Origin of the sequence: Enterococcus sp. ZJ1622 (assembly GCF_011038845.1) — a bacterium.
Taxonomy (GTDB): domain Bacteria; phylum Bacillota; class Bacilli; order Lactobacillales; family Enterococcaceae; genus Enterococcus_B.
Genome location: NZ_JAAKDW010000008.1, coordinates 64,211 through 80,059, shown reverse-complemented (window position 1 = coordinate 80,059; position 15,849 = coordinate 64,211). Strand labels below are relative to the sequence as shown.

At 43.7% G+C, this 15,849-nt stretch carries 13 protein-coding genes; 3 read left to right on the top strand and 10 right to left on the bottom strand.

Annotated features, from left to right (window positions below; translation table 11 throughout):
• Window positions 1-81 precede the first annotated feature (81 nt).
• From G7Y42_RS09105 to G7Y42_RS09090, 4 genes are all read right to left on the bottom strand, one after another.
• A complete protein-coding gene (locus G7Y42_RS09105) occupies window positions 82-426 on the bottom strand; it encodes a DUF1831 domain-containing protein (RefSeq protein WP_165038122.1) in 345 nt (114 codons plus the stop codon).
• A gap of 127 nt (window positions 427-553) precedes the next feature.
• On the bottom strand, window positions 554-1,690 hold the full coding sequence (locus G7Y42_RS09100) for a cysteine desulfurase family protein (protein WP_165038120.1): 1,137 nt from the start codon (window positions 1,688-1,690) through the stop codon (window positions 554-556).
• Window positions 1,691-1,877: 187 nt separating this feature from the next.
• On the bottom strand, window positions 1,878-2,852 hold the full coding sequence (locus tag G7Y42_RS09095) for a ribose-phosphate diphosphokinase (RefSeq protein ID WP_165005527.1): 975 nt from the start codon (window positions 2,850-2,852) through the stop codon (window positions 1,878-1,880).
• A 78-nt stretch (window positions 2,853-2,930) separates the two neighbouring features.
• Complete coding sequence (locus G7Y42_RS09090) at window positions 2,931-3,812, bottom strand: dihydrolipoamide dehydrogenase (RefSeq protein ID WP_165038118.1); 882 nt, start codon at window positions 3,810-3,812, stop codon at window positions 2,931-2,933.
• A 142-nt stretch (window positions 3,813-3,954) separates the two neighbouring features.
• Here G7Y42_RS09090 and G7Y42_RS09085 point away from each other — a divergent pair, with 142 nt between their 5' ends.
• Window positions 3,955-5,862 (top strand): M13-type metalloendopeptidase, encoded by a 1,908-nt coding sequence (locus G7Y42_RS09085; RefSeq protein WP_165038116.1) that lies wholly within the window; start codon window positions 3,955-3,957, stop codon window positions 5,860-5,862.
• Between the two features lie 305 nt (window positions 5,863-6,167).
• On the opposite strand, the gene G7Y42_RS09080 is transcribed toward G7Y42_RS09085, so the two are convergent.
• The 5 genes from G7Y42_RS09080 to G7Y42_RS09060 form a co-directional block, all read right to left on the bottom strand.
• Entirely contained in the window at window positions 6,168-9,431 is a 3,264-nt protein-coding gene (locus G7Y42_RS09080; RefSeq protein WP_165038114.1) for an LPXTG cell wall anchor domain-containing protein, read from the bottom strand.
• A 611-nt stretch (window positions 9,432-10,042) separates the two neighbouring features.
• Entirely contained in the window at window positions 10,043-10,588 is a 546-nt protein-coding gene (locus tag G7Y42_RS09075; protein WP_165038112.1) for an isochorismatase family cysteine hydrolase, read from the bottom strand.
• 11 nt (window positions 10,589-10,599) lie between these two features.
• Window positions 10,600-11,292, bottom strand: coding sequence for a 5'-methylthioadenosine/adenosylhomocysteine nucleosidase (locus G7Y42_RS09070; protein ID WP_165038110.1), 693 nt, complete (start codon window positions 11,290-11,292; stop codon window positions 10,600-10,602).
• A 14-nt stretch (window positions 11,293-11,306) separates the two neighbouring features.
• Window positions 11,307-11,591, bottom strand: coding sequence for a cell wall synthase accessory phosphoprotein MacP (macP, locus tag G7Y42_RS09065; RefSeq protein ID WP_165038108.1), 285 nt, complete (start codon window positions 11,589-11,591; stop codon window positions 11,307-11,309).
• 12 nt (window positions 11,592-11,603) lie between these two features.
• The gene (locus G7Y42_RS09060) at window positions 11,604-12,167 is read right to left on the bottom strand and encodes an NUDIX hydrolase (RefSeq protein ID WP_165038106.1); all 564 of its coding nucleotides are present in this window, start codon (window positions 12,165-12,167) and stop codon (window positions 11,604-11,606) included.
• Between the two features lie 228 nt (window positions 12,168-12,395).
• Between G7Y42_RS09060 and G7Y42_RS09055 the strand changes: the two genes are divergently transcribed.
• Entirely contained in the window at window positions 12,396-13,058 is a 663-nt protein-coding gene (locus G7Y42_RS09055) for a 5-bromo-4-chloroindolyl phosphate hydrolysis family protein (protein ID WP_165038103.1), read from the top strand.
• Window positions 13,059-13,183: 125 nt separating this feature from the next.
• Complete coding sequence (locus G7Y42_RS09050) at window positions 13,184-14,380, top strand: toxic anion resistance protein (RefSeq protein WP_165038101.1); 1,197 nt, start codon at window positions 13,184-13,186, stop codon at window positions 14,378-14,380.
• A gap of 85 nt (window positions 14,381-14,465) precedes the next feature.
• On the opposite strand, the gene G7Y42_RS09045 is transcribed toward G7Y42_RS09050, so the two are convergent.
• Entirely contained in the window at window positions 14,466-15,842 is a 1,377-nt protein-coding gene (locus G7Y42_RS09045; RefSeq protein WP_165038099.1) for an amino acid permease, read from the bottom strand.
• Window positions 15,843-15,849: the final 7 nt, after the last annotated feature.

Below are 15,849 nucleotides of genomic sequence, written 5' to 3'. Positions count from 1 at the left end.
ATCTGACTGTCAAGGGCGATCCATCACTAGTTGTCTTTTTTCGTTACTATTCAATTACATAATCAATTACACGATTACAGCTCATTCCACTTTTTCGAATAATCCTCGGCTGATCATTCCATCCATCAGAAAATAAAATTTTTCCTGGCTCATTTTTTGCTTTGGATCTTTGAAAATATTCACTGCTTTTAAACCATTAGCTGTGGTGATCGACATCTTCAGTGTATCGATATCTTTTGAAACAGTGATCTTCAATTTGAAGCCTTCTTTGCTTTGGGGCGTTGCGTCTAATGGACGGATCAGCTGATAGTTGCCTCCGTTCGTTTCTGTAAAGCCATTGTCTCGCAATGTGTATCTTTTTGCATTGGGATGTAAGCGGTAGCTGACGTCTGATCCAAGAACTGATGCTGTTTTTTCAAATGCCATGATCTTCACCTCGGTAAATGTAGTTTTCTCTTTTATTATAAAAGTTTATGGCTAGCTTTACTAGGTTTTTTCCGTGATTTTCGAAAAACAGCTATGTCATCTTGATAAAAACAGATCAGATTCTCAGTTATTTTTTCACACATTCGACCAACTGATCGGCAAAACGCTGGACTTCTTCTTCCGTATTCCCAAATCCGAAACTGATTCGGATGGATTCTTTCAAAATAGGTGTATCTTTTCCATACATCGCTTCTAGTACGTGAGAAGGTTCGATATTTCCTGCCGTACATGCAGAACCTGTGGAGATCGCTAGACCACGAAGATCCAGTTTCATCAAAAGCAGATCATTGACTACACCTGGCAAGCGCAGATTCAAGACATGAGGTAATTTGTTTTCTAAATCACCATTTACCTGATACTCAATGCCGTTTTCTTTGAGGGAATCCAGGATTTGCTGTTGGAAGCCATGATATTTCTGGCTTCTTGCTTCTCTTTCTTCTGGTGTCAAGATCTCAACGGCTTTGGCCATCCCCCAGATCCCAGCAAGGTTTTCTGTACCTGCACGACGTTTTTCTTCTTGTTCGCCGCCTAAAAGCAAAGATGGGATATTGACGCCATCTTTTTTGTACAAGAATCCTACGCCTTTTGGTCCATTGATCTTATGAGCAGAGACACTCAGTAGATCGATGCCTGCTTCTTCTGGACGGATTGTTTGATTGCCGTATGCTTGGACAGCATCGGTATGGAAATAGGCCGGATGTTCTCTTAACAACTCACCGATTTCCTTGATTGGCATCAGATTGCCGATTTCATTGTTCCCATACATCACAGAAACTAAGATCGTGTCTTCTCGCAACGCAGAACGAACATCTTCCATCGAAAGATTCCCTTTCTCATCCACAGGCAGATATGTAACTTCAAATCCTTTTGTCTCTAAAAATCTCATCGTATTCAATACAGCTGGATGTTCGATCGTAGTAGTGATCAGATGTCTGCCTTCATTCTGGCGAGAATAAGCTGTTTCAAGGATCGCTGTGTTGTCGCCTTCTGTCCCGCCACTATTGAAGATGATCTCGTGAGCATTCACCTGAAGACTGTCTGCGATGATCTGTCTTGCTGTTTCCAGCTTTTCATGAGCTGCTCGTCCGAATCCGTGGATACTTGACGGGTTCCCAAATGTTTCTTGCATGATTGCTGTCATTGCTTCGATTACTTGCGGATGCATCGGCGTTGTTGCCGCGTGATCCAAATATATTTTTTCCACCTTGTTTCATCCCTTCTCATTTATAGCTAGGCACATTCTAGCACAAAATGGCTGACATACCAAAAAGAGTGATTTTTTCCTTTATTTTTCCTGATTTCCTCAACGAGAGAACAACAAAAAAAGACCGAGACATACTTTCGTCCCGGCCTCCTTTCCCTAAATCCGAATAAATGGTGCGGTCGCTCGTTTATTCAAACTCTTTTGTTTCTAAACGGAACAAAGGACTCATCGGTGTATTTTCATGGATCCGCTTGACTGCCTCACCCATTAATTCAGAGCAAGTGACGATCGTCAAGTTCTCTGGATGACGTTCATCTTCTGTGTAGACAGAATCAGTGATACAGATGTCTTTGATTGGTGCATTGTCCAGAATACTTTTAGCAGAATCAGACAATAATCCATGGGAAGCACACGCGTATACTTCTTTTGCGCCATTTTCTTTCAATACCTTCGCTGCTCGTGCAAGCGTTGCGCCGGTATTCAAGATATCATCGACCATGATACATGTTTTTCCTTTGACGTCTCCGATCACATAGCCGCTGTCAGCAGATGCATCATCTGCGTGGTCAACGATAGCAAGTGTACTGTTCAGATACTCTGAAAGGCTTCGTGCCCGCTGAACTCCGCTGTTTTTTGGCGAAACAACAACGATATCATCGCCTGTCAGACCAAGCTGACGGTAGTAGTGAGCGAATAAGGGCATCGTGAACAAGTTATCGACTGGAATGTCAAAGAATCCCTGTACTTGGACTGTATGCAGATCCAATGTCAGCACACGAGTCGCCCCCGCTTCTTCGATCAGGTTGGCGATCAGTTTTGCTGTGATCGGTTCATGCGGCTTTGCTGTCCGGTCTTGTCTGGCATAGCCGTAATAAGGCAGAACCACATTGATCGTCTTGGCACTTGCACGTTTCATCGCATCGATCATGATGAGCAATTCCATATAATAATCATTGACGGGCGCATTCGTCGACTGCACGATGTATACATGATCGCCTCGGATACTTTCCTCGATATTGATCGAGATCTCCCCGTCACTAAACTGTTTTACGACACTTTTTCCTAATTCTGTCCCGAACACCTTGGCGATTTTTTCTGCTAACGGCCGGTTTCCATTCAAACTAAAAATCTTCAACGTGTCATCCTGATACTTTTTACTCATGTAGTCCTCCCCAAACTTCTCTATTCTTCGATAGTTTAACATATTTTCTCAAGATTTTCTGTTAATTTCAGCAAATTATTAAGGAAGTGAGACTGTCCCGTTGCTCCAGCTTGCCGGAATGACTCGGTGGAAATCGCCCCAGTTATCATGGACTTTGTAATAACGTTCGCCAGAAGCTGATTCGAAATACGCGTATGCCGTGACCCAATGATTGCCGTAAGGACTGCCCAAAGCACGCAGTATCCCGATCATTACAGGTTTTCCTTGGCGGATCCGTTTAGTCGCCCGCTGCCAAGAGCCGATCACTGTACTTCGTGCGCTGGTATTGCTTCCAGCTGCTTTCAAAAAAGCCGTGATCCCTGCGCTCACTTGAAAAGGAACAGTCGGCAAACCATGAGGCTGGATCGTTTGTCGTAAAACAGGGACAAGGTTTTGAGGATCACTTGCGTTTTTCTCACGAATCGTCTGCGGTATGCGTACGTCTTCTCGATAATCTTGGTAATAAGCCAATAAGACAGCTGCTGCATAAGTCCCGCAAAGATAACCAACTGGTGTTTTCCAATCCTTATAGTTCGAAAATCGCTGTTCCGGCAACCCTACCCAGCATTCGGTCAGTTCTTGCCCAGCTCTTTTTTCTTCTATTAATACAGGGATCGATCCGTCTTTGTTGATCCAATCTTTCCAGTCGAACGTTTTATCTGCTTCTGTTTGTTCCCATTTTGCCGGATTTTTCATCCATTCAGAATAACCTTGCGTTGCTGGACAATACTCGACCGCTTTTCCAGTAGAATCGACAATCACATAGCTTTGATCTTCAAAAACAATGGCTAAATGACGCTGTCCATTTTCTTTTGAGCGTAACTGCTGCATGCTGACAGCACATTTTTTCTCTTTCCCTACTTTGAAATATACAGGTTTTCCCACTGTTTGCACGGATTCGAACGCCTCCTTTTTATTCATTATAAGTGATGCGGTGAAAAAAACAAATCGGTTTGATTACCCAAGGACTGGGGCTGTTTCTTTTAAAAACTGCCATTCTATTTGTTTAATTAAGAAATTTGTAAGATAATGGGCACACGGAATAAAAAGGAGCGATCAATGAATGAACAGAGAACGTTTGAAACAAGATTTTTATGAGGCAGTCAATGAAGATTGGCTGAAAACAGCAAAAATACCTGCGGATAAACCGGTAACTGGCGGTTTTACAGATTTGGTAGACGATATCGACAATCTTCTCATGGAAGAGTTCGATCATCTGTTAGCTGATCCTGAAGCTGTCCGTTCGGAAAAAATGAACCATTTCCTCGCCTACTATCAGTTGGCAAATGACTACGATCGCAGAAATCAGCTGCATGCAGAACCATTACTTCCTCTGCTTGAAAGAATCGAGAATCTGCACTCCTTCGAAGAGCTGAATCAGCAGTTCCCAGAATGGACATTGGATAGTCTGCCTTTACCTTTTCATTTTGATGTAGACGCTGATATGAAGCATGCACAGACAAATGCGCTTTTTGCCTATTCCCCTTCTCTTTTCTTGCCAGACAAGACTTACTATACGCCGGATCATCCAAATGGTGCGCAGTTATTAGGTGTCTTCTTCGAGATGATGGTGCGACTGCTAGAATTATCCGGCAAAGAAAAAAGCCAGGCAGAAGCGATCGTGGAACAAGCGATCCAATTCGATAAACTGATCGCACCACATGTAAAAAGTGCAGAAGAAAACGCGGACTATAGCAAAACGTATAATCCGCAATCTCTAGCTACATTTATCCAGCATACAGATAAACTAGATCTGGAAAAACTGATCACAGGTCTGATCGGTGCAAAACCGGACAAAGTAATCGTGACAGATCCTGTTTATTTCGATCATTTGGCAGATCTTTTGACCGATGCTCATTTTTCGTTAGTCAAAAGCTGGATGATCGTCAAAACAGTTTATTCTCTCAGCGGTTATCTATCAGAAGAATTCCGTCAAACCGGCAGTGTGTTCTCACGTACGCTTTCAGGCGCAGAAGAAGCGATGCCGCAGAAAAAAGCAGCGTATTATTTAGCTTCGGGACAATTCGACCAAGTAGTCGGTGATTACTACGGCAAGAAATATTTTGGTGAAGCGGCGAAAAAAGACGTCGAGCAAATGGTGGAAAAAATGGTCGCTGTCTACAAAAAACGTTTAGAGGAAAACAGCTGGCTGAGTGATGCCACTCGGGAGAAAGCCATCATAAAACTGGACAAACTAGGTATCCAAGTAGGTTACCCTGACAAGATCCCTGCCCTTTTCGATCGTTTCAAAACGATCCCTGCAAAGGAGGGCGGAACCCTGCTGTCTAATGCCCTCAACTTCAGCAAAGAAACATTGAAAGACCAATTCGCCAAATGGAACAAGCCTGTCGATCGTACAGAATGGGAAATGAGCGCAGACACAGTGAATGCCTACTATCATCCATTCCGCAATATCATCGTCTTTCCAGCAGCGATCTTGCAGGCGCCATTTTACAGTTTGGATCAGTCAAGCTCAGCTAACTTCGGCGGAATCGGTGCCGTGATCGCACATGAGATCTCTCACGCATTCGACAATAACGGTGCGCTGTTCGATGAATTCGGGAATCTGAACAACTGGTGGACAGAAGAAGACTTTGTCCACTTCCAGGAAAAAGCAGCTGCCATGATTGAAGAATTTGACGGACTGCCTTTCGCAGATGGAAAAGTCAATGGAAAGCTCACCGTTTCGGAGAATATCGCAGATGCGGGTGGTTTGAGTTGTGCATTAGAAGCGGCAAGATCAGAAAAGGATCTTTCAATGGAAGAATTTTTTGTCAATTGGGCAACGATCTGGCGGACAAAAGCGAAAAAAGAATACCAGCAGCTTCTGTTACAAATCGATGTCCATGCCCCAACGAAGCTTCGGGCAAATGTCCAACCGCAAAATCTTGAAGAATTTTATGAAACATTCGGGATTACGAAACAAGACCAAATGTACCTTGCGCCAGAAAAAAGAGTGCATATCTGGTAAAAATGACTGAAAAGAGGAGGTTGTGAAAAAGCTGCTCTGCATCAAGCAGTAAGAACAATCAGATAAAAATAGCTCTCCATATTTTTCATCTGATTGGGCTTAGTGCCGCAGATGCAAGCTTTTGAACACCGTGTGTGAGGTTGTGACAGAGATGTTCAGCCTTATTGCCGATAGGCTATCTCTGGAACACCGTTTATTCGAAAAAGAGGAGCTACGACAAGAATTTTGTCGTAGCTCCTCCTTTTTTTCTGTATGCCACCCAAATCACGTGAATTTTTTGTGAAGTCTAGCTTGATGAAACAGATTTATTTTTTACGTTGTCTCAGCACATAAGTAGCTATCCCAGCTAAAAGCGTCACTCCTGCAAATGCGAACAAAGGATTGCCAGAAGCACCTGTTTCTGGAAGCTGCGGTTTTTGATCTTGCTTAGGTACGTCTTTTCCTGCTTCCTTCACGTCTTCTTTTTCCCCCGACTGCTCAGGTGCCGGTTTGTCTGATCCCGATTCTTCTTTTGTATTCGCTAAAACAGTGATCCTTTTTGACTGGTTGGCTGTTTCGGTGTAGTCGATCCAGTTCTCTCCGTCAAACTGTTCGATTCGGTAGGTCACTTCGAGTGTGTAGTTTCCTCTTGCTGGTGCAGTGATGACTGCCGTCTCACCTGCAAATACACCACTCGTCTGGTTTTCTCTGATCTGCCATTTCTCCGGGATGTAACGGAGATCTTCTAGAATAGGTGCCTCTGGATTCGGTGTAAATTCAGCGACAAAGACCGTGAACGGTTTCCATTCGATGATCCGATCAGCGGCCTGTTCAGTCACACCGTTTGCTTCTTTGATCACGATCGGATTATTCTCTTCATTGGGTTTCGCCCGATTCGGTGCCCGGTCTTCCTCGATCTCATACTCAGGATAATCAGAAGAAGGGGAAGTCTGACCATCAAATACCGCACCGACAGACGCTGGGAGTCCTTCAGCTTTACTGCTCTCAGGCTGTCGAAATTCCGCTTTGATCTGCATCAGCCCATGGACATGGATACTGCCATTCCCGTAACGAGAGATTGGCTGTTTGTCTCCTTTTGCTGGTTCAAGCGACTGGATCCAATGCTTTTCTATTTGACGTCCTTCAGAATTCTCCGAGACTCCTGTTCGTTCATTCCAGTAATAATTCAGCGGATGATAGATCTTACGCTCGTCTTGGTTCAACGGACGGATCTGTTCCCGCATCCCTAAATGTTCCGTGCGGTAGGACAAGATTCCTGATGCATCAAAATCTGTTTGTCCGGCAGAAGAAGTATAGAGCGCGATATTATAAGATCCATTATTGAAGCTGGTACTGCTTTTTACAGAGATATCCGTCCCGCTATTTGAATCGATTCCTTTTGCCAAGTTTTCAAACGAAAGGCTGTTGATCAGTTCATGAGGACCAGATAAGGAAGAACCACCCATTTTGAAGCCGTTCCCGTTCCCTTCTCCTTCCATTCCAGAAATCCAGCCATTACGATAAGCAACAGAGTTTTTGATGACAACTTTGCCGATCGATCCTGTTTCATTTTTTGCGAACAAATCCCATCCGTCATCTGCATTATGGTAGGCAATACAGCCATCGAAGACATTTCCTTCTCCGACTGTCAATTTGGCTGCAAATCCGTCTGCATCTTCAAATCCAGGATCTGCATTTTCAAACGAGGTACAGTTCTTCACCAGATTATGCGCAGGCCATGCTTCAGCTGGATCATTGGAGCTTCCGCTGATCTGTATCCCGGTGTTCCCGTTGCGATAAGCCTGGATGTCTTCAATCAGATTATAGCTTCCTGAAATCTGCAGTCCTTTTTGCATCGCTGCACTATTCGTTACATCAAAGCCTCTAAGTATCCAGTGATCGCTGAATAAGGTCATCCCACTTCCTGTACCTTTGAAATCCAGCACAGGACGTTTGTTTTTGTTTTGTTTCTCCGCAATCAAGCGGATCGGTGCTTCTTCTGTTCCATTGACCCCTTTTGGAATCGTGAATCCCTGATCGAATTCATAGACGCCCGATGCTAAAACAATGGTTTGACCCGCATAGGCATATCTCAAAGCTTGAGAAAAAGATAACGGGCTTTGTCTGCTTCCCGTTCCGCTGTCTTGCCCATCTGGCGTCACATAGACAGTCGAATACTGCGGCTTTTGATAATCAACTGTGTGGCTGATCTCTTGTGTCTCGTAACTCGCCATTTCCGTATATTCTTCCGGTGGATAATTCTCGTCAGGTGTAAAACTGAAAATAAAACGATTCTCTCCTAGTCTCAGTTTCACTGGATACGTGAAATCGCGATTCGCTTTGACTGCTAATCGATCAGCGCCTGCTAATACTTCACCTGTCTCTTGGTCTTTGATGGTCAAAAGACCGTCTGCATTTGCTCTGAAAGTCATCGTATGGTCTTCATTGCCGGAATAGCGGCTAGATGTCACATTGTACACCGGCTCGATGATTTTATTCGGCCGTTCTTTTGCTGGCGGATCGGTCGCAGGATCAGAGAAGGAAAGATCGATCCCTTCTACCTTGATCGTCATATTTCGAGCAGCTGAAAAACCGACGTAAACATACGGATCTTTTGAACTGTACAATTTTTCCCAATCATACATGATATCCCAACCTAGCTCTTCTTTTGTTTCCGGATCATAATAAGATGCTTCGAATCCGGTGTTGGTTTTCCTCAATTCCAATTCTAACTTTGTGATATTATCGGTTGCTGGGAATAAATTGCCGTTGCCGTTGCCGAAAATATTATAAGAACCGGCTTCTTTTTCCTGCTTTCCAGCGGAGGTCTCAAGTGGCGTTGATTCTGATACTACACTCCCTGGGGCTGGAGCAGTTTCTGGCGTATCTGGGGAAACGCCTGTGATCGTCCGTGTCCCTAGACCTAAACGCATCGTGTATTTGCTGCCGTTTGTACTGACTACTTCTTGCGTGTCCGAATTCCACAGATACTCGATCCGACTACCCAAGATAGCATAGGAATTTGAATAATAGGCTTGGCCGAACAAATGGTTTTCCGGCACCGAATCACGCACCATCAATGAAAATCCTTCTTGGGCATTCGTGTACGTCCAAGATTCTACTTCGATCGTAGCACGCAATTTGAAATTCTTCTCTTTCGGGATCGCCTGATAGTAATACGTCATTCCATCAGAACCGCTCGTCTGGAATTTCCCGCCGTTATTCGTCGAAGCTAAGCGGACACCGTTTTCGAAAGGTTCGATCGCATACTTGCTGGCACTGGTACTTTCGCCAAAGACGACACCTTTCCATTCTTCTTCGAACAGCTCCTTGTTCGAAAGATCGTTTGTCTGACCTGTCATGACGTTTTTTTCTTCCTCCATCTGATTGTTTTCTTTTTCCAGTTTTGGATTTTCTGCGGGATCTTCTTGTCTGGAAGCTTCCTGATCCATAATGTTCACGTGTGCATTTTCTTCAAAAACTAACGGACTGTCAAATGGCGATAATTCAGCTGCGGACGTAAAAACCGGAGTACCAAGCAAAAAAACATTGAGCAACACTGCACCGTATCTGATCTGTTTTTTTCTCACTAACATTCCTCCTACTTTTAAGAAAACGCTTGCTACAAAAAGTATCTCTTACTTTCTTTTTTCTGTCAATAAAAAACAAAAAAATATAAAAAATGTGTTTCATAACCAAAAAAATATAACGTACATCATTTAATAAGCTATGTTAATTAGTTATTTTAAATAACAAAAAAGAGGTTGCGACAACTGCGTTTTGACCTGAGTATTAGAGAGAAAGAATGTAAAATAGCTCCCTATATTTTGCATTTTTATGAGCTAATATCGAAGGTCAGCAGATGGAACACCGTGAATCAGAGGTTGTGACAACTGCGTTTTGCTTTAAGGAATAAGGACACTGAACAGAAAATAGCTCCTCATATTTTCTTGTTCAGTGAACTTATTGCCGAGAAGCAGCAGTTGGAACACCGTTTAGCGGAGAGGTTGTGAAAAAGCTGCTCTGCATCAAGCAGTAAGAACGATCAGAGAAAAATAGCTTCCCATATTTTACAAAATCGTGCCTTATTGCCGATAGGCTGTCTCTTGAACACCGTTTATTCGGAAAAAGAAGCTGCGACAAGACTTTTGTCACAGCTCCCCTTCTATCTTATTCAAGTCTTGCTAATGGTTCTACGAATTCAAATGATCTCAGCACCCAGAGCGGTTTGGAAATGACGCAATGCCCACTCATGTCCTGCGGGATCGAAGCTTGCTACTGCATCTTTATAAATGAACAGTTTATAGCCTAAGTTATAGGCATCTACTGCGGTGTGCAGTACGCAAATATCCGTACATACTCCTGTTAGATAAAGCTCAGTGATATTTCGTTCCCGCAAACGGATATCCAGATCTGTTCCGCTGAAAGCAGAATAATGTCTCTTATCGATCCAATAAACTGTCGCTTGCTCCTGATATGCCTGATAGACCGTTTCTAACGTGCCGTAAAGTTTGCGTCCATCCGTCCCTATCACATTGTGAGGAGGGAACAACCGGTTTTCCGGATGGAAGTGGTCATTTGGATCATGGGCATCGATCGCAAAGACCACAAATTCTTCTTGTTCGATAAATTCTTTCGTGTGCGCAGTTATTGCCTGCTCAATTGCCTGTCCTGCTTTTCCAGTTGTCAATTTTCCGTCATTTGCAACAAAATCATACGTATAATCGATCGAGATCAAAGCTTTCATAGACGCTCTCCTTAAACTAGATGTTTTACAAATTCAATCACCATTTCTGCTGAACGTTTCCCTGCATCTTCAATAAATTCATCAAAACTTTGCGTAGCTGCATGGTCTGCCGTATCACTCATTGCCCGAACGATCAGGAAAGGAATATTGAATTGACGAGCAGTTTGTCCGACTGCTGCACCTTCCATCTCACAAGCTAATGCTTCTGGGAAATTCGTCAAGATCTCTTTGATCTTGTCTGGTGAATCAACGAATGTATCCCCTGTGACGATCAACCCTTCTTTTGCATTCAGGTCCGTAGCTTTCGCTGCTTTTGCCATCTCGCTCTTCAAATACGTACTTGCTTCATAATAAAGAGGCATGCCTGGCAGCTGGCCTGGTTGATAGCCGAATCCAGTCGCATCCGCATCAAAATACGCGACCTTGTCAGAAATCACGATATCTCCGACTTTCAATCCTTCGCCGATTCCGCCAGCTGATCCTGTATTGATGACCATGTTGACCCCGTATTGCTGGATCAGTAAACTTGTCGTGATCGAAGCCAGCACCTTGCCGATTCCTGAACGAACGACGATTACTTCATGTCTGCCTAAAGAACCGGAAATGAATAACGCACCTGCACGTTCCCATGATAGAGGTTCACTTAGGTTTTCTCTCAAGATTTTTACTTCTTCTTCCATTGCTCCGATAATACCGATTTTCATATTATTCCTTCTTTCTAAATAAATGCGATTGCTAAAAATACGACACACAACATTAGGATAACAATAATGAGTGATTTCATCAAAAAAGAATTCCACTTTGTTGTTTTTTCTCGTTCACCTGTCCGTGTTTTCGTGACAGGCTTGTTCTTTTTATTTTCTTTGCGATAAAAATTCGCGATCTTTTTTTCTTCCTGCTGATAAGCAGATTCTTCTCTTCTCTGCTTTCTCAGCGACTCGTTTGCTTGCGCCTGCTGCCGTTTACGAAGTTCGCTCCGTGTAATCAGCGGTCCCTTGGCCATAAGCCGATCCCTCTACTTTCCTTTGGTCAATAGTTCCCAGTATTGAATCGCAAAAATCGTTTTTGCGTCACAGATTACCTGATCTGCCATTGCCTGCTTCGCTTCTGTCAAGGTGAGTCGATAAAGTTCCAACACTTCGTCTTCATCTTGTGCCAGCGGATTTTCTGCTTTCGTCAATCCTTTTGCATGGTAGATATGAAGCACTTCATTCGCAAATCCTGGTGAAAGATACATGGAAGTCAAATGAGTCATCGTTTCTGCCCGATACCCGGTTTCTTCTTCCAGTTCTCTAGCCGCAGTGATTTCAGGCATGCTTCCTTCTCCCTGATCGATTTTCCCAGCAGGAATCTCTAAGATCACCTTTTCTAACGGTTTTCGAAACTGTTTCACCAGCAGCAAACGGTCTTCTTCGTCAAATGCGATGATTCCTACACCGCCAGGATGGAAGACCAGTTCTCTTTGTGCTGTCGTGCCATCAGGTAATCGTACCTCATCCAAGGCGACTTCGATGATCTTTCCTTTGAAGATCTCTTTGCGGCTGATCGTTTTTTCTTCAAACTGTTCATATTCCAGCATCTTTTCTACCAGCTTTCTTTTGTAATAATAACTGCTTTCCTTGTTTTTTTCAATTTTTGTTGAAATCTCATGCTTAGTTTACCATAGATAAACCTTAGATTTTCTCTAAATCTTCAAAATCCATCTTTAGCCCGATACTCTTTCTTAAGGACAGTGTGCTAAAATAAGGATGTAAACGAAAAGAAAAGTTTAGTTACTCAACGAATGAATATATTTGGAGGGCTTATTATGATAAAACGAAATTGGCCATGGTTGCTAGGTCTGGTCTTACTCTTTTTCTTTGTCCGTTACGATGGCATCTCTTTCGTGACAGGTCTGCTCTTGCTAGGGGTGATTTTAGTGGTATGGGGACTTTCAGGCTCACGGAAGAAAAAGAAAACGCGATCCGAAGTGCCTGACCTTTCAGCCGAGCTTGAATCTCATTATGCTGAAAGCGGGATGTCTTCAAGTGAGATCACTTTTTTTAGAGAAACGATGAATCAGACGAAAAACGAGATCACGCAACTGCAGGAAAACATGCAGCAAACAGCAAAACTCAAAGCTATTGACCTTCGTCATGATCCGGTCAAAGCAGCAAAAGCATTGTTCAAGGAACTGGTCAAAGAACCGAATCGGCTGCACGAAGCCAGTCAGTTTCTTTATACTCATTTGCCGAACTTGGTGGATCTTACGAATAAGTATAATGAAATCAATGACCATGAGATCAAAAACAAACAAACCTATGAAAAGCTGGAAGAAAGCGCACAGATCATCGATCAGCTGGCGCGTTTGATCGCCCAGGACTACCAGCAGTTCGTCTCTGAGGATCTAGAGGATCTGGATGTAGAGATATCTGTTGCGAAACAAAGCTTAAAGCGAGATAATAAACATGAACCTGAAGAAAAATCTTAAACATTGACGTTCAAAAAATCGACTCGAAGCACTCAGATCATGTCTGGAGGTTTCGAGTACTTTTTCTAAACAATGCATTTTAGTTGAGCAAAACCGAAGTGCCAAACTCGATAGGAGGAATTGACATGGATCATAAACCAAATGACCTGAAAGAAGTAACACCAGTAAACGATACGTTAGATGATTTACTCAATAATCCGTTCACTACACCTACTGACCAGCTGACACAGACGCAGCAGACAGAAATCAATGCATTGCAGGAACAGCAATCAGCGACACGTCTGATCGACAAGCTGCCGGCAGAAAGACAAGAACAAGCGAAACAGCTTGCAGCAAAGATCGACGCAACAGATGCACAATCAGTCATCAGTTACGGTTCCGCTGCACAAACAAAACTAAGTGAATTCTCTCAGTCGATGCTGAACCACGTACAAGCACAAGACATCGGCCCTGTCGGCGATTCACTGACTGAGCTGATGTATCGTCTGCAAGAAGCAAATCCTGATGAATTGCGGGCAGGAGAAGGCAATATTTTCCAGCGTGTATTCGGCAAAGTGAAACAGTCTATTTATGAAGTAACGGCCAAATACCAGAAGATCGGCGCACAAATCGACAAAATCTCTGTCAAACTGGAAAAAGAGAAAGACGGCTTGCTGAAAGACAATCTGATGCTTGAACAGCTTTATCAAAAGAACAAGGATTATTTTGATGCGTTGAATATTTACATCGCTGCTGGAGAACTCAAGATGGAAGAATTACAAACGACGATCATCCCAGAAGCACTGAAAAAAGCCGAAGAAACCGGCGATCAAATGGACGCCCAGATTGCCAATGACTATACGCAGTTCCTTGACCGTTTAGACAAACGTACGCATGACTTGCGTCTAGCAAGACAAATCACGATCCAGCAAGCGCCGCAAATCCGCCTGATCCAGAATACGAACCAGGCACTTGCCGAAAAAATCCAAGCTTCGATCGCCACAGCGATCCCTTTGTGGAAAAACCAGGTAGTGATCGCCTTGACGCTGCTTCGTCAAAAAGATGCGGTAACCGCACAGCGTCAAGTTTCTGAAACAACGAATGATCTATTGAAGAAAAATTCAGAAATGCTGAAAATCTCTGCGATCGAAACTGCAAAAGAAAACGAGCGGGGAATCGTCGATATCGAGACCCTTCAAACAACGCAAAACGACTTGATCGAAACGATCCAGGAAACCTTGCGTATCCAAAAAGAAGGAAAAGAAAAACGTCGCCATGCCGAAGTGGAACTGGGGCATATGGAAGAAGATCTGAAGCAGAAGCTTTTGGATTTGACGCAATAAGACGCTTTTTATGTTTCTTTTGTACAAAGAACCCTCCCTCACCTGTTCTCGCAGGCGAAGGAGGGTTCTTTCTTATTATTTATTTTCAGTGTTCATTCATTTTACTGTGCTGATACCCATAACTGAAATAGATGACTAATCCGATCACCATGACGATCCCGAACACGATCCATGTGACTGCCTGCAAACGCAGCATCAATACGATACATGTAAGGATCGAAACGACTGGCAATACTGGGACAAATGGAACCTTGAATTCTCCGGCTTTCGGTTTCCCGAACATCCTCCGCATTTTCAAAAGCCCTAAGCTCACTAACATCAAATAGGCTAACGCCATGATATTCGTCAACTCCGCTAAGATATTCAACGGGAAGAAGCCCGCAAAGAACAAAGCGGCAACTCCTGCTGCATATGTTGCTTTTTTAGGTGTCCGGTGTTTTTTGTCGATTTCCGTCATGAATTTCGGCAACAGACCATCTTTGCTGACAGCGAACAGTAAGCGAGCCAGTGAATACATCATCGAGATCGTCACAGTCAGTAACGTCAAGATCGCACCAACTGCGATCACTGCCCCCACCGTTCCATGTCCAATGTAGCGCATAGCAAAAGCCACAGGATCTGTCACACCTAATTCTGTGAACGGAACGATCCCAGTCAAGATCAATGTCACGATAATATACAAAATAGTTGCGATCAGAATCGATCCGATGATTCCGCGCGGTACGTCCTTTTGCGGGTTCTTGACTTCTTCAGCTGCCATCGCTACTGCATCGAATCCCAGAAAAGCAAAGAAGACCAGCGCAGCACCGTCTAACACACCAGAAAAACCGAAAGGCATGAAAGGCTGCCAATTATCAGGTTTGACAAAAAAGATTCCGACCACGATGAACAATGCAATGATGCCGAATTTGACGAAAACCATGATGTTATTCAGCCGCAAAGCTTTTTTAGCCTCTAGCGAAACCACATAGGTGACGAAAATCACGACAAGCACGGCGATCAAATCGACATATGTGCCATTTTCCGGGTGATAACCGCCAGACAGCGCTTGCGGAAATCGGATACCTGTACTTTCCAGAAATCCTCTCACATAGCCCGACCAGCCAGAAGCAACAGATGAGACCGCCAATAAAAATTCGCCGATCAACAGCCAGCCCGTCAGCCAAGCAGCAAACTCTCCAAATACAACATACAAATAAGCATAAGGGCCACCGATTACTGGAATGCGCGAAGCAAATTCCGCGAAGCTCAATCCTGATAAAACGACGACGACTGCAGCTAAGACAAACGAAAGTGACAGTGCCGGACCAGCATTCTGATTGGCCGCAACCCCTGTCACTACGAATATTCCCGTCCCGATGATCGCGCCAATTCCAAGCATGATCAGATCAGACGTTTTCAGCTCTTTTTTCATCTCACTTGCCTGATTGAGATTGATTTCCTTCTTACGAAACAAATCCATTGAAGTT